Below are 18867 nucleotides of genomic sequence, written 5' to 3'. Positions count from 1 at the left end.
CGAGGATCTCCAGATCTTCCTTCTCAATACCCGAAAAGGGAAGTCAGCGACTGAATCGGTTAAATTGATTTGGATCTTGGCTTCAAATCTCATTGTTAGTAAATTGAAATAGCGAATTGCAGCTGCTAGGTGTCGGGGTAACAAACTTGGGGTGTGTTTTCTCGAATTCTGTTGGTAGGCCATGAGCGAAAGGTCGCGTGTCGATACGACTAGTGCGGAAGATAAATCAATTGGTTTCGACTACCAGTATTATTACTTCCTAAATGAGCTTATAAATCTGAAAATCGGCCAAGTTGTGGGCTTGGAGGTTTTAGATGATGTTCATATCGAGCGTCCAGACCGCACTAATATACTTGTCCAGCTCAAGCACACAGTTCAGACGAGCGCACAGGGCGCTCCCATCAATCTTACGACGATGGACAGTGATCTTTGGAAATCGCTTTCGAACTGGTGCAAATTGATCATCGACCCGGCGGATGGACGGGCGTCCGTGGATTCTCAGCTTGCCTTTCTTAAAAAGACCAGCTTCCTGCTCGCATCCAACAAGTCAGAAAACGACAAAAACGCCCTTCTGATATCCATTGAAGCCTTCAAAGCTACCACCAAAAGTCATGGTGAGCTTGTCGCTGATATCACGTCGCTCAGGGCGAAAAGCAAAGACCAGGTGATTCAAGGCTACATCGATGACGTGCTCTCACTCGACGCCGCCGTGTCAGAGAGGTTTTTTGAGCACCTGTCGTTCGCTTTGGGGAAGGACGAAATCATCAACCTATGCAAAGCGTCCATCGCCGAAAAGCAGATACACCAATCCCGTATTGACGACGTTTTTCACGCCATCGACTCAGAGGTACGGCAGAATTCCTACGCCACCGTCAAGGCAGGGAAGAAAATCACGATCAGCTTTGACGAATTCACCCAGAAATACCGGCGGTATTTCGACAAAGCTCGGAGCGGCGGTCTGCTTTTCAGGAAATTTCCGCCTATTTTACCGGACAATCTCCTCGACCAGACCTTCATCAAGCAATTGGTGGATATTAGTGACATCTCGGAGGATAACATTGAGTTTCATACGAAGTTCACCACCAGGCGGCTGCACTTTCGCGATAACATGGAACGATTGATCCAGGACGGGGATATCACCCAAGCCGATATTGACGATTTGGAGGAAGAGGCTTCCGTCATGTGGGAAGGCAAGTTCCTCCAGACCTACTCAGGCCAACAGTCAACTGGTGACGAGGGCGCATCTGCCCGTGCGATTGTCGGAGATTTGCGGCAGAGAAAGCTGACGCTTGCTTCGCAGGAGCTTCCGATACCCATGAGTCATGGCGGGTTCTACGACCTCTCTGATCGACCGGTGATTGGCTGGTTGAGCGACTGGAAAGACCGCTACAAGTGAAGTTCAGTTCATATTACAACAATCTCGGGATCAATGTGTTCGCGATCTCGTCTGTGCTGAAAGAAGCGGGATTTCTAACGATTCCCCAAATTGCGTTGATTTTGCCAGTTGTTGCGCACCGCCAGATGATAAAAAAACTCGCAGATGGTAGATTCCGCTTTGTAAGTTTTGAGCAGTATCTGATCGACAACATCGAATTCTTCTACAATTTCAACGAGAGATACTTTGCGTCGCTTACTCCGACCGTCAATGCCCTTCAATTTTTGCATGAGATGGGCGTGCTTCAATTGAATGATGGCGGCGCGATGATTGCGTCTGACTTGCCCTTCCACGTATCGATGGGCAAACGCGCCGAGCGCGTCAAGCGTGCGTCACCAAACATAGCTGCCCTCGTTTCCGGTAATGCTGAAATTTTCTACCTCAATGCGAGGATCGAGCTATGAAATTCTACATCGAAAGCCTACACCTGTGGCTCAAGACCGAGCAAAGAAGGTCCATTACGTTCTTGCCGAACAAGGTGAACGTGGTCACCGGGGACAGCCACACTGGTAAAACCGCCATCCTGGACATCGTCGATTATTGCATGTTCGCGAGCAAGCATCGGATTTCTGAGAGCATTATCAACGAAAATGTCGCCTGGTACGGACTGCGCATTCATGTGAACGATAAAATCTATACGTTGGCAAGACGCGCACCGGAAGGAACGACCACATCGTCTGATTACTACTTCTCCTCAATAGGGGAAGTGCCAGACTCCGCGCCAATCCCGAATGTCAGCGAAAATGTTTTGAAAAAGCAATTGAGCGCTGACTTCGGCATCGACCAAGACGTCAAAATTCCCTTTGGCGGGAGAACGTTGCAAGCCGGCTCTAGGGTGTCGCTGCGATACTTCCTGCTCTTCAACACGATCTCTCAAGATATAATCACGCATAGCGATCAGTTTTTCGACAAGCAGAACGAGCCTCGCTACCAAGAGGCGTTACCACGCATATTCGACATTGCTGTGGGGATCGACACGGTCGAGAACATACTGAAGCGAGAGAAGCGGGCTGAGTTGGAGCGAAGCCTCGCACGCCTTGAAAAACTGATCGCGAAAACGCAGGAAAGGCGCGATCAGTTTAACGCCCAATTGGCTGAAACCGTCGCGCGGGCGAAGGGATACGGACTCGTTGCCGACGATACAGATGAAGATGCTTCAGTCGCCGCGTTGAAGCGAATGGTGACAGAGCCAGAGACTGGTTCCGATCTGTATGTATCCGTGCAGTATGAGGAAATTTCTTCACAGATATACCGAGTTTCTAGAAAGATTAGGGGGCTTCGAAAATTCGCTTCGGAGTATGGAAATCATAAGGCGACCCTCAAGGAGACGGTGGATAGCCTCCAGCCCGTTGAATATCTGATGAGGAACTACGAGGAGACGGTTCGGACATCGGTATTCGACGACATCCTCAGAAAGCTTTCCGAGGGTCTACAAAAGATTAAAGACGCCACTGCTCGAAAGACGCCGTTGGACAGTAACATCTCCGAAATTATCAAGACATTGGAAACTCAGCGCCAGAAGCTCGAAACAGACATTAAAGCACTTCCTGCTGAGATGGAGAGCTTCGAGACCGACAAAGATAAGTATATCTTCATCGGTGAAACGAAAGCCAAGCTTGAGCTGTACGGCGATCCAGAGTCAGACAAGGCTCCAGACAACAGTGCGTTGATCGCAAACCTGGAAGCTGAAATCGAAGACCTCGCTGTGTCACCTGTCAACGACCGGCAAGAGCTGTTCACCAGGACTCTCGACGAGGCAATCCAAGATTATATTTCTCTTACAAAGGCAGCGCTTGGGAACTATGGCGAATATCGTTCCGCGTTCAACTACTCGGAAAAGAAGCTTCATCTGCGCAAGCCCAAAACGGCATCGACCGAGAACGTTGGCAGCAGTTCCAACCACATGTTCCTCCACCTGTTTCTGTTCCTTGGCCTGCATGAACTGATTATGCGGAACGGCGGCATTCACGTGGCACCGTTTCTGATTATTGATCAGTTCTCCAGGCCCTACTGGGGCGAGGATGATCAGGAGGACGGGGAGGGCGAGAAGGACGTCGACCAGAGCGATGTCGCAAAGGTCAAGTTGGCACTGGAGCTTTTGGACCAGTTCATCACAACGGCAAATGAAATGGGAAAAGAGTTCCAGATGATCGTCTTCGAGCACATAAATCCGCGATATTGGGACGGGCTCAAGAACGTGCACCTAGTTGAAACTTTCCGAGATGGAAACGCCCTAATCCCGGTTTCCAGGCTGAACTAGGGCGTATCGGGCGCGAACGTTTGCTGATGTCCGCAATTGATCTGAAACCGCCATATCAGCAACCTACTCTAGTGGCCGTTTTTGGTGAGACCAGCGCTGCCGTTTCAACCGTAACGAGGTCGGGGTCTGTACGGCAGCTATCCCATAGTCGCTCGCCAGACCAGCCAGTCCGCTCCGGCCCAAATGCGACTTTCAGCTCCCGGTTCCGAGATGTCCGCTCGTGGCTCCGCTGACGTCCTGTAGGCATGTGCTTGTTTTCTCACCCGCCTTATCACGCCAGAGGACCTCGGCCAAGCGATTCCAAAACGCTATTCTGACGATAGAAGCCTACTGACACATAGGGCTGACGCTCGCGCCGCGCACCGCCCGACTGGTAAGCGCGATCCTTGCCGCCTAGTCACAGATGAGTAGCCTCTGGCGGGCTTTGGCCGCCCGCCAGCGCGCCGTCGGATTATTGCGCGGGCGCTGGCGCGGGTGCCACGGGCGCTGCCGCCGCTGCAGCCGTAAACCCGCACTGCTTCTGTTCCATCTCGATCTGCTTCGTGATGCGGATGGCGTTCTGGGCGTAGGCTTCCGTTACCGAGCCGCTGTTGACGGTCTTGTCCTTCAGCGGGCTGACGGCTGCGCAGAGGTGGAAGACATGCTCGGTGTCGGACTTGGCGGCGCCGTTTTCCGGCGCGATCCAGTAGACGACATCCTGGCCATTGGGGTGTGCCGCGTCCTTCGTCGCCGCGGCCACCGTGGTGGAGTCGGTGGCGATCGCCTGCGCCTGGGCGGCGACTTCGGGCGAGCAGGCCGTGGTCGGCTGCCCCGCCTTGATCTGTTCCGCGCAGGTGTTCATGTCATGCGTGTACTGCTCGACCGACGGCGGCTGGTAGCTGACCCCGATCAGCGTCGCCAGCACGGCCAGCACGGCGCCGATGCCGCCGGCGACCTTCTTGCTCTTCGGGTCCATGTTCTTGTCGTTGAGGATCAAGAGAACCAGCGGCAGGAAGGCAATCAGCGTGATGATCGCGCCGAGCTGGTTCTGGACGAAGAACCGGAACGTGTCGGATTCGCGGGCCGGGTCCTTCCTGTTGGCCGCCTTCCAGAGCAGGCTGCCGGCGATGGCGAATATCGCGATCCCGACCAGGATGCCGATCAGCAGCGGCAGGTTTCCCTGGTCGAACTTGTGCTTGTAGAGCAGTACGATCCCGGCGATCTCGCCGCCAATGGCGATGACCCACGACAGCACGGCGAACAGGCGCAGCCGCGTGGCCCCGGACTTCTGGCCCTGCGTTGCCTGCCAGTCCTTGGTAACGTCTACGGTCGGCTTGTTGTCGGTCATGACCAGATCCCCCGGTATCGACACTTTTGCGGGGCGTCAAAGGCGCCCGGCGCAGCGTCATTGATCGAACGTCGCCTGCCTCGGCGCGAAAGCGCCACGGCAGACCCCATCCTTATTGCGCATGATGGGATTCGTCCATAGCCGAGGCGGGCGGACGCCGGAGGGCAGGGCAATCGCATAAGGCGGCGCATCCTACGCGATTGCCCGGGAAGAGGGAGTCACCCCTTGAGCCGCTCCAGCGCAGCCACGATCAGATCGCAAAACTTCGCATGGTCGAGCTTCATCGCCACGCTATGGCGGAAGTCGGTCTGCTCGCTCGCCGTACCGCCGAAATGGTGCATCGCGCCCATTTTCTCGAAATTGCAGACCGTCATGCCCTTGGTCCAGCGTCCCGCAAGCTCGACGCGGATGTCGGCCCTTTGGACGCGGGCAGTCTGGCGCGGCCTCCTTAGCGACTCTCCCGTTCCCTGAATTGATTTGTATACAAATGTTTCTGGCGGGCATCGGTTTGTGAAGCGCTTCACCGTTGTCGCGCAATCGATCGGTTACAGAGGCCGTGCAAGAGCGGGCCTGAGGCAGCGCTTTGCTGCTGCATGGAGGTAACCGATGTTTGAAAGTCTCAGCAGAATTCGTGCTGCCCTGGCGCGCGCCAGCAAGCACAGGAAGACCGTGCGCGCACTGAATGCGCTGCCGACGGAGATCCAGAAGGACATTGGCTGGACGGAGTCGAGGTCGATCGATGAGATAAGGCTGCCGTTCTAGGGCCGCATCCAGCGTCGCTAATATATCGCTCGCCATCGATTGTTCGGAAGCGTACAGTATAGCATCGTCAGCCACATCAATGGGCGCTGCCGCTTGGGAGCGACCATCGCACTCCTGCCCCGAGAGGAGGCATTGGAGCCATGGCGGAGCAACCGAGACAGGCCGGTCTGAGCGCCGAGACGCTCGCGGCCTTGGCGCGGGAAACCGGGGCCTCCGAGCAGCAGATACAAGAGATCGCATCGCTGATCGGCAACGATCGCTCGTCCATCGTGCGCGAAGCGCGCATGGTTGCGGCTGACCGCCCGAAGCGCTGATCCAGGAAAAAGCTGCTGGATTGATTGATGGGGCGTCGCCCCTGATTTGTCGGTTTTGTACGAAGTACAATGGCTGAATCCGAGTCAGCTATCGTCCAATGACCGTTTGCATTTGGGCAGGGCGCCGACGGCTGGGAGATTACATGTGCTCTTGCCCTTGACGGGAGAGAGCGATGGACCAGTCGGTCAGCAAGGAGAAAAGCGGCCTTTTGCGCCGCATGAACCCGGCCGACTTCGCACTGCTTGCGCCGCATTTGCACCATCGTGTGCTCGATCTCAAAGCCCCGCTCGAAATGGCGGGCGAGCCGGTCGCCTCGGTCTGCTTCCTGGAAAGCGGCCTGGCCTCGGTGGTGGCGAGGAACCGGCCGGGCCTCGACACCGAGGTCGGCATTATCGGCCATGAAGGCATGTCGGGTTCCGCTTTGGTGATGGGCACCGACTGGGCGCCCCATGACTGCTACATGCAGATGCCGGGCGAGGCGGTGTGCATCGGTTCCGAGCCGTTCAAGGCAGCGCTGCAGAAAAGCCCGACGCTTCGCGCCTTCCTGCTGCGCTATGCCCATTATCTGCACGGCCAGACCAAATCCACGGCGCTGAGCAATGCCCGCGCCAAGCTCGAGGATCGGCTGGCCCGATGGCTCCTGATGTGTGACGACAGGGTGGTCGGCCACCAGATCCAGATCACGCATGAGTTCCTGTCCGTCATGCTCGGCGTCAGGCGTCCGGGCGTCACCATCGGCCTGCAGATCCTGGAAGGGCGCGGCCTGATCCGGTCGAGGCGCGGCGAGATCGTCATTCGCGACCGCGATGGCCTGATCGCCGTCGCCGACGGTTTCTACGGCCAGGCCGAGGCCGATTACGAACGCCTGCTGGGCTGAGCCTGGCACCGCTGGAAATGGCCGACGCGAATGCCGGTGAAAGCATGTTGCCAGAGCCGCGCCGGCCATTTGCGGCCATCTGGGGAGAGGCCGCCCGGCAAATCTAGCATCGGCGCAAAAGCGGGCAACGAACCGCAATCGCTTGGTAAAAACCGTACAATCGAATTGTGTTGAACCTTGGTTCGGCAAGAGTATGAATCCGCTGTCGTCGACCATGTATATGGGGCGCTGGCGCCTGAGGCTTCGACAGGCCCGCCCGCCCGATGTGAACGGGGAAAACCGAAATGGCAGAACTGCTTTTCGATGTATCCGCCTTCGATTGCGCCATCCTGCGCGCCGCCTTCATCAAATCGGTAATGGAAGACAATGTCCCGGAAAAGCGGTGGCGCGCGCTCGCCGCTTCCCTGGTTCGCGACCTGACCGACCACGAAGACGTCGAGCCGGATCTGCTCGGCTGGATCACGCGCAAGTAGCAATATTCTGACGGTCCGGCGGCTACCCCAGCCACCACCACAGCACAGCGACCACCGCAAGCACCGCCGCCACCGACAGCCCCAGCATGATGTAGCTGCCCTTGATGATGTCACGGATGATCTTCTTGACGCTTTCGCGGTCGTTGAGGTTGGGGAAAGGCTCGTTGGGCAGCGCCACGCCGAGGAAGCCGCACAGCGGCGCCCAGCCATCGCTGACCTTGAACACCAGAAGCTTCTCCGGCGGCACGGCCGCTATCACCTCCTCGGTATAGGCGTTGTAGCGCGCCACCGCCTTGGCGCGGTCGTCCATCACGCCGGCAAGCGTGCGGCCCCAGATCAGCCTGTGCGACATGTCGCCGAATTTGCGGCCGAACGGCGTCAGCCATTCCAGCACCTTGAACTGCCACAATGTCTCGGTGAAGTGGATCGTGTCGATGGTGCTGTCGTACCAGGCCTCGGCGCCGCGCGGATGCAGGGTGAGCAGCACCTTGGCGTCGGGATAGGCGGCCATCAATTCGCGCCACACGCAGCATCCCGGATTGTCGACCGTCGCCTTGTAGTTGGCAAACACTCTGGTCCAGTCGTGCTGGCTGCCGGGCGGGCTGTTGGCCACCTTGCGCCAGAAGTCGAGATGGCCTTTGTTGGCCTTGTTGAGGATGACTTCCTGCATGTGATAGCTGGGAAGGCCCAGCCTGTTCAGCGCGGCAAAGGTCGACCATGTGCCGGTGCGGCCGAATCCGGCCCCGATGAGCTCAAGCGTCATTTTAACCCCCCTTGTTGAGACCGCTTTTCTTTTTATGCCGGTCCGCTCGGAATGAGGTTGCATCCGCGCGCCTCGGCGCGCAACAATTTTTCCTGTCCAGGGCAGAAATGTGTTTGCTTTTTCGTCTGGGCCACGCGGAATCACGGTCTGGCTATTCCCGCGGGTGGGGGAGCCTGATAATAGGTCAGCCAGATTGACCTAATTCGCATGGCCGGAACGGTCATGCTGGACCAGATGCCGTATCCCGGGAGGTGGGCTCGTGAGTTTGATGGACCTGTTGGCGTCGCGCGCCTCGCGCATGAAGGCGTCGGAAATCCGCGAGCTGCTCAAACTGCTCGACCAGCCCGACATCATCTCCTTTGCCGGCGGCATCCCCGATCCGGCCTTGTTTCCGGCGCAGGCGATCGCCGATGCCTATGCCTCGGTGCTGGGCGGCGCGGAGGCGAGCGCAGCACTTCAGTATCAGGTCTCCGAAGGCTATCTGCCGCTCAGAAAATGGCTGGCCGGCCAGATGGGCAAGCTTGGCATCGCCTGCGACGAGCACAACATCTTCATCACCTCCGGCTCGCAGCAGGCGCTGGATTATCTGGGCAAGCTGTTCCTGTCGCCCGGCGACACAGCGCTCGTGACGTGGCCGACCTATCTCGGCGCGCTCCAGGCCTTCAACGCCTATGAGCCGCGCTACGACCGGCTGACGCCGGATGGCGGCAACATGACGCCCGCCGCCTACCAGGCGGCGGCTGCCGCTGCAGGCGGCAAAGTGAAATTCGCCTATCTCGTGCCGGATTTCGCCAACCCGACCGGCGAGACGCTGAATCGCCAGCAGCGCGAGGCGGTGCTTGACCTCGCCGGCGAGCTCGACATTGCCGTCATCGAGGACGCCGCCTATCGCGCGCTGCGCTATGACGGCGAGGGCCAGCCGCCGATCCTGGCGCTCGACTGCGAACGCTCAGGCGGCATCGAAAACGCCCGCACGCTCTATTGCGGCTCGTTCTCCAAAATCCTGTCGCCGGGCATGCGCGTCGGCTGGGTCTGCGCGCCGCGCCGCGTCGTCGAGCGACTGGTGCTGATGAAGCAGGCGTCAGACCTGCACAGCCCGTCGATCAACCAGCTGGTCATGCACCGCGTCTCCGAGGCCGTGTACGACGGCCAGGTGGAAAAGCTGATCGGCGCCTATCGCCAGCGCCGCGACGGCTTGCTTGCAGCACTCGAAGCGGAAATGCCGGATGGCGTCAGCTGGAGCCGACCGGAAGGCGGCATGTTCGTCTGGCTGACATTGCCTGAGGGTTCGGATGCCACCGCGCTGCTCGCCCGCTCGGTCAAGGAAGCCCGCGTGGCGTTCGTGCCGGGCAACGCATTCTACGCCGACGGTTCGGGCCGCAACACGATGCGGATGAGCTTTACGCTCGCAGATGAACGCGCCGTGGGTGAAGGCGTGCCGAGGCTGGCGAAATTGATGGGCTAATCTCCCCCCTCGAGGGGGAGATGTCGCCGAAGGCGACAGAGGGGGTCGCCGCGCGTGGAGCGCTAACCTTCATCAGTCGCAGGAGGTCGCGCCCAGTCGAGCCGACCCCCTCTGGCCTGCCGGCCATCTCCCCCTCAAGGGGGGAGATTAGCTCACTCCGCCACCACCAATTTATCCTGCGTCTTCGTCTCGAAATCGCTGGCGTCGTGGCGCTCGTGCAGTTGCATGGCGGGGTCGCCGAAGGCGCGGTTGACCATGCGGCCGCGTTGCACGGTCGGGCGGGCGTCGATCGCCTTGGCCCAGCGTTGTACGTGCTCGTAGTCCTGCACCGACAGGAATTCGGCGGAATCATTGTACATGCGGCCGAGCGCAAGGCCGCCATACCAGGGCCATACCGCCATGTCGGCGATCGAATAGAAGGCGCCGCCAAGATATTCGGTCTCGGCCAGCCGCCGGTCGAGCACGTCGAGCTGGCGCTTGGTCTCCATGGCGAAGCGGTCGATGGCGTATTCGAACTTTTCCGGCGCATAAGCGTAGAAATGGCCGAAGCCGCCGCCGAGATAGGGCGCCGAGCCCATCTGCCAGAACAGCCAGGACAAGGTTTCCGCGCGCGCCGGCTGTTCGGTCGGCAGGAATTCGCCGAACTTTTCCGCGAGATAAAGCAGGATCGAGCCGGACTCGAAGACGCGGACAGGCGTCTTGCCGCTGCGGTCGAGCAGCGCCGGGATCTTGGAGTTGGGATTGACCTCGACAAAGCCCGAGCCGAACTGGTCGCCATCGTTGATGCGGATCAGCCAGGCGTCGTATTCGGCGCCCTTGTGGCCGAGCGCCAGAAGCTCCTCCAGCATGACAGTCACTTTGACCCCATTCGGCGTCGCCAGCGAATAGAGCTGCAGCGGATGCTTGCCGACCGGCAGCACCTTGTCATGCGTCGGACCGGCAATAGGCCGGTTGATGCTGGCGAACGTGCCGCCATTGGCTTTCTTCCAGCTCCAGACTTTCGGCGGGATGTATTCGGTCATGCGGGAAATTCCTTGGGTTTGGCGGGGCGAAAACGACTTGCGCGACGGCGCGAGACTGATGGCGGAAAAGTCGGCGGAACCTAGATACGGGAACACATAGGTGCAATTCAGAAAGGTTCAACTTGTGTTGAACTATTATCGATGTCGGCGCCGCCCCTCATCGCCCTGCCGGGCACTTCTCCCCGTATAGTGACGGCGAGAAGGACGCTGTCGCCTACTGATTTCCCCAATTGCCAGCGTTGCCAAGAGCGCCGATGTTGCGGCCATCTCCCTTCTCCCCGTCGCTATACGGGGAGAAGGTGCCGGCAGGCGGATGAGGAGCAGCGCCAGCCTCTGAAATGATTGCCTTGTTGCCTAAGCCCTTGCGCCCTGTGCAGCGCGGCATACCTATAGAGGATACTGCCCACGCATATCTGCCAGGATGAAAGCATGCCCGTCGATCCCGTTTCCCCGCTCTTGCGCTCCGTCGTTGGCGTGCGCGCCATGGTTCCCGACGATGCCTTCACGGCCAATGCCCTGGGCACGCGCCGGGAAGGCAGCGGCGTCGTCATCCGCGGCGACGGGCTGGTGCTCACCATAGGCTATCTCATCACCGAGGCCGAGGAAGTCTGGCTGACCGACCAGGACGGCCGCGTCGTGCCGGCGCATGCGCTGGCCTATGACCAGGAGACAGGCTTCGGCCTGGTGCAGGCGCTGGCGCCGCTCGGCCTGCCGGCGGTGGCGCTGGGTGACGCCTCGAAGGCCAAGATCGGCGACCCCGTGGTGTTTGCCGACGGCACCGGCCGCTCGGTCAAGGCACACATCGTCACCAAGCAGGAATTCGCCGGCTATTGGGAATATCTGCTCGACGAGGCGATCTTCATTGCCCCGGCGCATCCGTCCTGGGGCGGCGCGGCGCTCATCGGCCAGGATGGCAGCCTGCTCGGCATCGGTTCGCTGCTTTTGCAGATGAGCCGCAACGGCGAGGTCGCCGACATCAACATGGTCGTGCCGATCAACCTTCTGACCCCGATCCTCGACGATCTGCTGACGCGCGGCCAGGTGGCGAAGCCGCCGCGCCCATGGCTCGGCGCCTTCTCGGCCGAGTCGAACGGTGCGGTCGTGGTGATGAGCGTCGCCGAAGGCGGCCCCGCCGCCAAGGCCGGCCTGCGCCAGGGCGACATCATCTCCGACGTGCGCGATGGCGAGGTCGACGGGCTCGCCGATTTCTACCGCAAGCTATGGCAGAATCCGGCGGGTTCGGAGATTCCTCTCAGGGTCGTGCGTGACGGTCGTGAGACTTGGCTGCGAGTGAAATCCGCCGACCGAAACAGCTTTTTGAAGAAACCGCATCTGCAGTGAAGCCAATCTCCCCCCAAGTGGGGGAGATGCCCGGCAGGGCAGAGGGGGCGCGAAGGATCGCGACCTCTCGATCTATTTTCTGACAAGAATCGCGGGATAAACGTGGCTGACACTGGCCGGTGCGTTGGCGGGACAGCGGCCCCCCTGCCGGCCATCTCCCCCACGAGGGGGGAGATTGGCTGCCCCCTCAATCCCCGCACACCCTAAAAGGCGTCCCCGTGTCCCACTCCGCGAAGGGCACGACCTGGCCTTCGACAGACACGATACTGTTCACCTTGCTATCATCATCCTGCGTCTGCATACTTTTGCCCTTGCCGGTCAGCACGTCGTAGTCGCAGCTGCTGTAGACGACAACGGACTGGTATTTGTAATGGTCATAGGCAACGCCGGCGACGACGAAGGCCTCGTTGCGCCAGGCGATGGTCAGCGTCATGTCGGTCCGCTCGCCGGGGCCGATCAGCCCCGGCAGATAGATCTTGATCGAGCCGTTGGGCAGCAAGGTCAACTCCGGTTCGATGCCGGAGCCCTCATAATGCGGCTGGTCGTAGTCGTTCCATTCGCCGTAGACCTGCTCATGCACGACGCCGGCGGGTTTCAGAAAATTGTACTTTTTGTCCCTCAGGAAGAAATGCATGTCCATGGTATCGTCTTCGGGCTCGGTCTCGACGATCATCGCCAGATCGGCGGCGCCGTCCCCATTGAAGTCGCCGGTCAGCGCGGTGATGATCTTCTGGGTTTCGATGGGTTCGGCGAGCGCCGAGGCCGGCAGCAGAAGGATGAGGCCGAGTAACATCGATCGCATGGCATTTCCCCCGAATTGCAGTCTGCCTTGCCCGGCTCGACCAGCCGGGAAACTGCCATGAGCGCCGGCTTGGGCGCAAGCCGGCTCGCAATAGGCTAGGGGGTATCGACGCCGCTGACGGAAACTGGCATCGACAGCCGATACAGCCGGCCCGGCAACAACGAGGTGATGATGGCGCCGTTCAAGGTCGATCCCGACAAGGTTCATGAATTCCCCGATCCCGACAGTTTTTACGCCTGGCTGCGCGAAAATCATGCCGGCGAGAGCGAGGTCTGGATCAAGGTCCACAAGGTCGGCTCGGGCCTCGCCTCGATCACGCCGAAGCAGGCCATCGACGTGGCGCTGTGCTTCGGCTGGATCGACGCCATACGCAAGCCGCTCGACGACAAGAGCTTTCTGCAGCGCTACACGCCGCGCGGCAAGAAGAGCATCTGGAGCAAGATCAACATCGACAATGTCGCCCGCCTGGTCGAGGAGGGCCGCATGACCGAACACGGGCTGAAACAGGTCGAGGCGGCCAAGGCCGACGGCCGCTGGGACCGCGCCTATGCCTCAGGCAAGGACATGAAGATCCCTGACGATCTGCAGGCCGCCATCGACGCCGAGCCGAAGGCGAAGGAGATGCTGGCAAAGCTTTCCGCCCAGAACCGGTTCGCGCTGGCGTTTCGAACGCACAACATGAAGACGGAGGCGGGGCGCAGGAAGAAGATCGAGGCTTTTGTCGAGATGCTGAAGCGCGGCGAGCCGATCTATCCGCAGAAGCGGTGACGCGACGGCAAGCGGCTGCCATGGCGCGCGCAGCTAAAAACCCGCGTGTGAGGTTCTGGCCTCCCTTTCTCGGACATAACCTATTGTTTTTACGGTATTTTCCACTCGGCGTGTGGGTGATAGATGCGATAGTGGAAAAAACATAGCAACTTATTGTTAATTAAGAGTTTTCCACTATGTTAACTTGATCCTGGCTTAAGAGTGGAAAACGATGCTGAGAGAGTTGACCGGCGAGCAGCGGCGCCAACTCATAGATACGCAACAGGTCTACGAGGCCTGGCAGCGTGCTGATGACCAGCGCCAAAGGCGCTTTGCAGGCAGCATGCGCTGGGTTGAGCGCAGCGGTGCTGAATACCTGCTGCGGAAGGTCCGGCAGGTCGAGAATTCACTCGGGCCGAAAAGCAGCCAGACGGAGAAGGCGTTCGCTGCGTTTTCCGAGGGCAGGGTGCAGAACAAGGATCTGCTGGCAGGTCTGGCCGATCGCCTGAACGGCCTGGCGAAAGTCAATGTGGCAATGGGGTTGGGCAGGGTACCGGCCATCGCCGCACGGATATTGCGGCGGTGCGCCGAAACAGACCCGCTGGGCAAGCAGTTGCTGGTCGTCGGCACGAATGCGCTGTTCGCTTACGAGGCTCTGGCGGGCGTCCAGATCACCAGCGGTCTCACGGCAACCGGCGACATCGACCTGCTCTTCGATTCCCGACGCCGCATCAGCTTCGTGACCGGCGAGAGGGTAAGCCAGTCCGGCCTGATAGGCGTGTTGCGTAAAGTGGACAGGTCCTTCAAGCCGCTCCAGCCCCGGGCCTTCAGGGCAGCGAACCGTGATGGCTATCTGGTCGACCTGATCCGTCCGCGGGCAAGACATGTCCTCAAGGACAACGCCACTACCTCGATTACACAGCTTGCCGACGACCTCGACAGCGCACCCATGAAGGGGCTGCAATGGCTCATCAACGCCCCGAAGGTGGAGGCTGTGGCGATCGATGAGCGTGGCTATCCCGTAAGCATGCCGACGGTCGACCCTCGAATGTTCGCTCTGCACAAGGCTTGGCTGGCCACGCGGCCTGATCGGTCTGCGGTCAAGGCAATGAGAGATCGTGAACAGGCGGAAGCGGCTGCACGCATTGCCACGGGCTATCTTGCGCTTCCGCTGGACAGCGAGCATCTCAAAGGGCTTCCGGGGGCACTGCTGGACGCTGCGGCCGCAACGCTCTCTCTGCCTGGCCCGAGCGGCTTTTCCGAAGACTCTCCAATTGAGCCCGACTGGTAGCGGCCGCGCTAGCACGCCATGCTACGAAAATAGCATTCTCGCCTCGCGAAATGTGATGCTACGGTTCCCGGCGCACCCAGGGCGGAGGGGTTGCCAAGAGGAGAAGTGGCGGGCGCTGGCCCGGATTTCAGCGAGAACCGGACGGAGTTGTTGAACCATTGCAAGGCCGCCGCGTTTTCCAGCGTCGGCCACAAGGGAGGAACCACCTGTGAAAGCATCCTATCTCGTCTCAGCCGTGCTGCTTGCGGCGACTGCGATGCCGGCGGCGGCCGGCGAAATTTCCGACGGCAAGGTCAAGATCGGCATCCTCAACGACCAGTCGGGCGTCTATGCCGATTTCGGCGGCAAATGGTCGGTCGAGGCCGCCAGGATGGCGGTCGAGGATTTTGGCGGCAAGGTGCAGGGCGCGCCAATCGAGATCGTCAACGCCGATCACCAGAACAAGCCCGACATTGCCTCCAACATTGCGCGCCAGTGGTACGACACCGAGCAGGTCGACGCGATCATGGAACTGACGACATCCTCGGTGGCGCTCGCCGTCCAGGGGTTGTCCAAGGAAAAGAAGAAGATCGACATCGTTACCGGAGCGGCATCGGCCGACCTGACCGGCAAGCAATGCTCGCCCTACGGTTTCCACTGGGCTTACGATACCCACTCGCAGGCGGTCGGCACCGGCGGCGCGCTTGTGCAGCAGGGCGGCGACAGCTGGTATTTCATCACCGTCGACTATGCCTTCGGCTATTCGCTGAAGGAGCAGACCTCAAAGGTTGTTGAGGCAAGCGGCGGCAAAGTGCTGGGCGAGGTGCGTTACCCCTTGGGATCGACGGATTATTCCTCCTTCCTGCTGCAGGCGCAGTCCTCCGGCGCCAAGGTTATCGGCCTTGCCAATGCCGGCCTCGACACCTCCAATACCATCAAGCAGGCGGCCGAGTTCGGCATCGTCGCTGGCGGCCAGCGGCTGGCAGCACTTCTGTTCACGCTTGCCGAGGTGCACGGCCTCGGACTGCAGGCGGCGCAGGGCGTGGTGCTCACCGAAGGGTTTTACTGGGACCGCGACGACAAGAGCCGCGACTTCGCCGGGCGCTTCTTCAAGCGCACCAACCGCATGCCCAACATGATCCAGGCCGGCACCTATTCGGCGGTGCTGCAATATCTCAAGGCCATCGACAAGGCCGGCACCGACGAGACCGAGGCGGTCGCCAAGCAACTCCATGAAATGCCCGTCGACGACATCATCAACGCCAACGGCAAGGTACAGGCCGACGGCTCGATGGTGCACGACATGTATCTCTATCAGGTCAAAAAGCCCGAGGAGTCGAAGAAGGACTGGGACTACTACACCTACCTTGCGACCATTCCGGGCGACAAGGCCTTCATCAAGGCTGAAGACAGCGGCTGCCCGCTCGTCACCAAGTGACGCTGGCGCAAGCCGTGGCCGTCCAGCCGGACGGTGCCGAAATCAAGCCGCGGGTGGTGCTCTCCGCCCGCGGCCTGCGGCGCGATTTTGCCGGTTTCGTCGCCGTCAACAATGTCGACCTCGACGTCCATCACGGCCAGATCCATGCACTGATCGGGCCGAACGGCGCCGGCAAGACGACGATCTTCAACCTCTTGACCAAGTTCCTGCAGCCGAGCAGCGGCAGGATCGAACTGTTGGGCAACGACATCACCCGCACCGCGCCGGCCAGGGTGGCGCGCATGGGTCTCGTCCGCTCGTTCCAGATATCGGCGATCTTTCCGCATCTGAGCGTGCTCGACAATGTCCGCGTCGCCTTGCAGCGGCCGAGCGGGCTCGGCTTCCAGTTCTGGCGCTCGCTGGCCGCGCTTGACCAACTGACTCCACGGGCGCGCGAACTGCTTGCCGTCGTCGGTCTCGACGATGTCGCGCATCGTCCGGCCGGCGATCTCTCCTATGGCCGAAAGCGCGTGCTCGAGATCGCCACCACGCTGGCGCTCGACCCGAAAGTGCTGCTGCTCGACGAGCCGATGGCCGGCATGGGGCACGAGGATGTCGGCGTCATTTCCGGCATCATCCGCTCGCTGGCAACGGACCGCGCCGTGCTGATGGTCGAGCACAATCTCACCGTCGTCGCCGACCTCTGCGACTGGATCACCGTCATGCAGCGCGGCCAGGTGCTCGCCGCCGGCGACTACGCGACGGTGAGCAACGATGAGCGCGTCAGGGTCGCCTACATGGGGACCGAGCAGGGGGACCGAGCATGAGTGAGCCGCTGCTTGCCGTGCGCGATCTCCATGCCTGGTATGGCGAGGGCCATGCGCTGCATGGCGTCAACCTCGACGTTTTTCGCGGTGAGACCGTGACGCTGCTCGGCCGCAACGGCGTCGGCAAGACCACAACGCTGCGCGCCATCATGGGGCTGGTCCGCAAGCGCAGCGGCAGCGTCGCCTTCGATGGCAGCGACCTGATGCGCCTGCCGCTGCATCGTGTTGCCCATCGCGGCATCGGCTTCGTGCCGGAGGAACGCGGCATCTTCGCCACGCTCACCGTCGACGAGAACCTGATCCTGCCGCCGGTGGTGGCCAAGGGCGGCATGAGCGTCGACGAGATCTTCGATCTCTTTCCCAACCTCAAGGAGCGCCGCAACAGCCCCGGCACCAAACTCTCCGGCGGCGAACAGCAGATGCTGGCCATCGCCCGCATCCTGCGGACGGGCGTGCAGATGCTGCTGCTCGACGAGCCGACCGAGGGCCTGGCGCCGGTCATCGTCCAGCGCATCGGCGAACTGCTGGCGACCTTGAAAAAGCGCGGCATGACCATCCTGCTCGTCGAGCAGAATTTCCGCTTCGCCGCCCGCATCGCCGACCGCTTCTACCTGATGGAGCACGGCAAGGTGGTGGAGGGTTTTGCCGTAAGCGAGCTTGCCGCTCACACGCAACAGCTGCACGAGGTGTTGGGGGTATGATGACGACAGCCCACGGCAGTACCCCCAACCCGCTGCTGCGCAGCGACCCTCCCCATAAGGGGGAGGGTGGAGGGCCACCGCCCTACCTCCCCCTTGTGGGGAGGTCGGACCGAAGGTCCGGGTGGGGGTACGTGCCGCACAGACGCATCCCCCTTGCAACACCATCGGTGACGCCATGACCATGATCTTCGGCATCCCCGTCCAGGCCTTGCTCGGCCAGATGCTGGTCGGGCTGATCAACGGCTCCTTCTACGCCATGCTGAGCCTCGGCCTGGCCGTCATCTTCGGCCTGCTGCGGATCATCAATTTCGCCCATGGCGCACTCTATATGCTCGGCGCCTTCATCGGTTACCTGCTGCTCGTCCATCTCGGCATCGGCTACTGGCCGGCGCTGCTCCTGGTGCCGCTCATCGTCGGCGTCTTCGGCATGGCGGTCGAGCGCGTGGCGCTGTCGCGGCTCTACCGCCTGGATCCGCTCTACGGGCTGCTGTTCACCTTCGGACTGGCGCTGGTCATCGAAGGCGTGTTCCGTTTCTACTACGGTGTGTCAGGCAACCCATATGCCGTTCCGGCGCAGCTTGCCGGCGGCACCAATCTCGGCTTCATGTTCCTGCCCAACTATCGCGGCTGGGTGGTGGTGGCCTCGCTCATTATCTGCATCGGCACCTGGCTCCTGATCGAAAAGACCAGGCTCGGCTCCTATCTGCGCGCCGCGACCGAGAATCCGGAGCTGGTGCAGGCCTTCGGCGTCAACGTGCCGCTGCTGCTGACGCTCACCTATGGGCTCGGCGCGGCGCTCGCCGGCCTTGCCGGTATTCTCGCCGCGCCCGTCTACCAGGTCAGTCCGCTGATGGGCTCCGATATCATCATCGTCGTCTTTGCCGTCGTCGTGGTCGGCGGCATGGGTTCGATCCTCGGGGCCATCGTCACCGGCTATATGCTCGGCCTCGCCGAGGGCCTGACCAAGGTGTTCTATCCCGAGGCGTCGAACCTCGTCGTCTTCGTCATCATGGCGGTCGTGCTGCTCCTGCGCCCCGCCGGCCTGTTCGGAAGGGACGCCTGA

The 18867-nt window shown here is 60.7% G+C and carries 20 protein-coding genes; 15 read left to right on the top strand and 5 right to left on the bottom strand.

Translation table 11 applies throughout. The annotated features are described in order from the left end of the window. Positions 1 to 181: 181 nt before the first annotated feature. Genes ACYG9Y_RS15850 through ACYG9Y_RS15840 form a run of 3 tightly spaced genes read left to right on the top strand, consistent with a single transcriptional unit; the run spans position 182 to position 3695 of the window. Positions 182 to 1396: a hypothetical protein gene (locus ACYG9Y_RS15850; RefSeq protein WP_023740043.1), complete on the top strand. Its 1215-nt coding sequence runs from the start codon at positions 182 to 184 to the stop codon at positions 1394 to 1396. Then, positions 1393 to 1839, top strand: a complete 447-nt coding sequence (locus ACYG9Y_RS15845; protein WP_023740042.1) for a three component ABC system middle component — start codon at positions 1393 to 1395, stop codon at positions 1837 to 1839. Before ACYG9Y_RS15850 ends, ACYG9Y_RS15845 begins: the two co-directional genes overlap by 4 nt. Then, positions 1836 to 3695, top strand: a complete 1860-nt coding sequence (locus tag ACYG9Y_RS15840) for a DUF3732 domain-containing protein (protein WP_023740041.1) — start codon at positions 1836 to 1838, stop codon at positions 3693 to 3695. The genes ACYG9Y_RS15845 and ACYG9Y_RS15840 overlap by 4 nt, the downstream gene beginning before the upstream one ends. A 451-nt stretch (positions 3696 to 4146) precedes the next feature. Here ACYG9Y_RS15840 and ACYG9Y_RS15835 read toward each other — a convergent pair whose 3' ends face one another. Both ACYG9Y_RS15835 and ACYG9Y_RS15830 read right to left on the bottom strand, forming a co-directional pair. Continuing rightward, the gene (locus tag ACYG9Y_RS15835; protein ID WP_023740040.1) at positions 4147 to 5022 is read right to left on the bottom strand and encodes an SLC5/6 family protein; all 876 of its coding nucleotides are present in this window, start codon (positions 5020 to 5022) and stop codon (positions 4147 to 4149) included. Between the two features lie 218 nt (positions 5023 to 5240). Then, the gene (locus ACYG9Y_RS15830) at positions 5241 to 5396 is read right to left on the bottom strand and encodes a hypothetical protein (protein ID WP_023740039.1); all 156 of its coding nucleotides are present in this window, start codon (positions 5394 to 5396) and stop codon (positions 5241 to 5243) included. A 232-nt stretch (positions 5397 to 5628) separates the two neighbouring features. Here ACYG9Y_RS15830 and ACYG9Y_RS15825 point away from each other — a divergent pair, with 232 nt between their 5' ends. The 4 genes from ACYG9Y_RS15825 to ACYG9Y_RS15810 all read left to right on the top strand — a co-directional run bounded on the left by ACYG9Y_RS15825 (position 5629) and on the right by ACYG9Y_RS15810 (position 7449). Next, positions 5629 to 5784 carry a DUF1127 domain-containing protein gene (locus ACYG9Y_RS15825; RefSeq protein WP_023671409.1) on the top strand — a complete coding sequence of 52 codons (156 nt, stop codon included), beginning with the start codon at positions 5629 to 5631 and terminating at the stop codon, positions 5782 to 5784. A gap of 140 nt (positions 5785 to 5924) precedes the next feature. Then, positions 5925 to 6098: a hypothetical protein gene (locus ACYG9Y_RS15820; protein ID WP_023740038.1), complete on the top strand. Its 174-nt coding sequence runs from the start codon at positions 5925 to 5927 to the stop codon at positions 6096 to 6098. A 173-nt stretch (positions 6099 to 6271) separates the two neighbouring features. After that, the gene (locus ACYG9Y_RS15815; protein WP_023740037.1) at positions 6272 to 6976 is read left to right on the top strand and encodes a Crp/Fnr family transcriptional regulator; all 705 of its coding nucleotides are present in this window, start codon (positions 6272 to 6274) and stop codon (positions 6974 to 6976) included. Between the two features lie 284 nt (positions 6977 to 7260). Then, positions 7261 to 7449 carry a hypothetical protein gene (locus tag ACYG9Y_RS15810; protein ID WP_023671412.1) on the top strand — a complete coding sequence of 63 codons (189 nt, stop codon included), beginning with the start codon at positions 7261 to 7263 and terminating at the stop codon, positions 7447 to 7449. A gap of 22 nt (positions 7450 to 7471) precedes the next feature. On the opposite strand, the gene ACYG9Y_RS15805 is transcribed toward ACYG9Y_RS15810, so the two are convergent. After that, complete coding sequence (locus ACYG9Y_RS15805) at positions 7472 to 8212, bottom strand: sulfotransferase family protein (protein WP_023740036.1); 741 nt, start codon at positions 8210 to 8212, stop codon at positions 7472 to 7474. Between the two features lie 268 nt (positions 8213 to 8480). Between ACYG9Y_RS15805 and ACYG9Y_RS15800 the strand changes: the two genes are divergently transcribed. Further along, positions 8481 to 9677 carry an aminotransferase-like domain-containing protein gene (locus ACYG9Y_RS15800; protein WP_023740035.1) on the top strand — a complete coding sequence of 399 codons (1197 nt, stop codon included), beginning with the start codon at positions 8481 to 8483 and terminating at the stop codon, positions 9675 to 9677. A gap of 152 nt (positions 9678 to 9829) precedes the next feature. Here ACYG9Y_RS15800 and yghU read toward each other — a convergent pair whose 3' ends face one another. Continuing rightward, positions 9830 to 10699, bottom strand: a complete 870-nt coding sequence (gene yghU / locus ACYG9Y_RS15795; protein WP_023740034.1) for a glutathione-dependent disulfide-bond oxidoreductase — start codon at positions 10697 to 10699, stop codon at positions 9830 to 9832. Between the two features lie 429 nt (positions 10700 to 11128). On the opposite strand from yghU, the gene ACYG9Y_RS15790 reads away from it, so the two are divergent. Continuing rightward, positions 11129 to 12040, top strand: coding sequence for a S1C family serine protease (locus tag ACYG9Y_RS15790; protein WP_023740033.1), 912 nt, complete (start codon positions 11129 to 11131; stop codon positions 12038 to 12040). A 187-nt stretch (positions 12041 to 12227) separates the two neighbouring features. Here ACYG9Y_RS15790 and ACYG9Y_RS15785 read toward each other — a convergent pair whose 3' ends face one another. Then, positions 12228 to 12842, bottom strand: coding sequence for a hypothetical protein (locus ACYG9Y_RS15785; RefSeq protein WP_023715162.1), 615 nt, complete (start codon positions 12840 to 12842; stop codon positions 12228 to 12230). 171 nt (positions 12843 to 13013) lie between these two features. Between ACYG9Y_RS15785 and ACYG9Y_RS15780 the strand changes: the two genes are divergently transcribed. From ACYG9Y_RS15780 to ACYG9Y_RS15755, 6 genes are all read left to right on the top strand, one after another. Further along, a complete protein-coding gene (locus tag ACYG9Y_RS15780; protein WP_023743926.1) occupies positions 13014 to 13610 on the top strand; it encodes a YdeI/OmpD-associated family protein in 597 nt (198 codons plus the stop codon). A 211-nt stretch (positions 13611 to 13821) separates the two neighbouring features. Next, on the top strand, positions 13822 to 14880 hold the full coding sequence (locus ACYG9Y_RS15775) for a GSU2403 family nucleotidyltransferase fold protein (RefSeq protein WP_023685929.1): 1059 nt from the start codon (positions 13822 to 13824) through the stop codon (positions 14878 to 14880). A gap of 208 nt (positions 14881 to 15088) precedes the next feature. Further along, complete coding sequence (locus tag ACYG9Y_RS15770; RefSeq protein ID WP_023685930.1) at positions 15089 to 16297, top strand: ABC transporter substrate-binding protein; 1209 nt, start codon at positions 15089 to 15091, stop codon at positions 16295 to 16297. Between the two features lie 14 nt (positions 16298 to 16311). Then, positions 16312 to 17103, top strand: a complete 792-nt coding sequence (locus ACYG9Y_RS15765; RefSeq protein ID WP_352460554.1) for an ABC transporter ATP-binding protein — start codon at positions 16312 to 16314, stop codon at positions 17101 to 17103. Further along, complete coding sequence (locus ACYG9Y_RS15760) at positions 17100 to 17804, top strand: ABC transporter ATP-binding protein (protein ID WP_023671422.1); 705 nt, start codon at positions 17100 to 17102, stop codon at positions 17802 to 17804. Before ACYG9Y_RS15765 ends, ACYG9Y_RS15760 begins: the two co-directional genes overlap by 4 nt. A 175-nt stretch (positions 17805 to 17979) precedes the next feature. Continuing rightward, positions 17980 to 18867 (top strand): branched-chain amino acid ABC transporter permease, encoded by an 888-nt coding sequence (locus ACYG9Y_RS15755; RefSeq protein WP_023671423.1) that lies wholly within the window; start codon positions 17980 to 17982, stop codon positions 18865 to 18867.

Source organism: Mesorhizobium sp. W050, assembly GCF_054719535.1.
The sequence above is the reverse complement of the archived record's forward strand: the minus strand, read 5'-3'. Positions and strand labels throughout refer to the sequence as shown.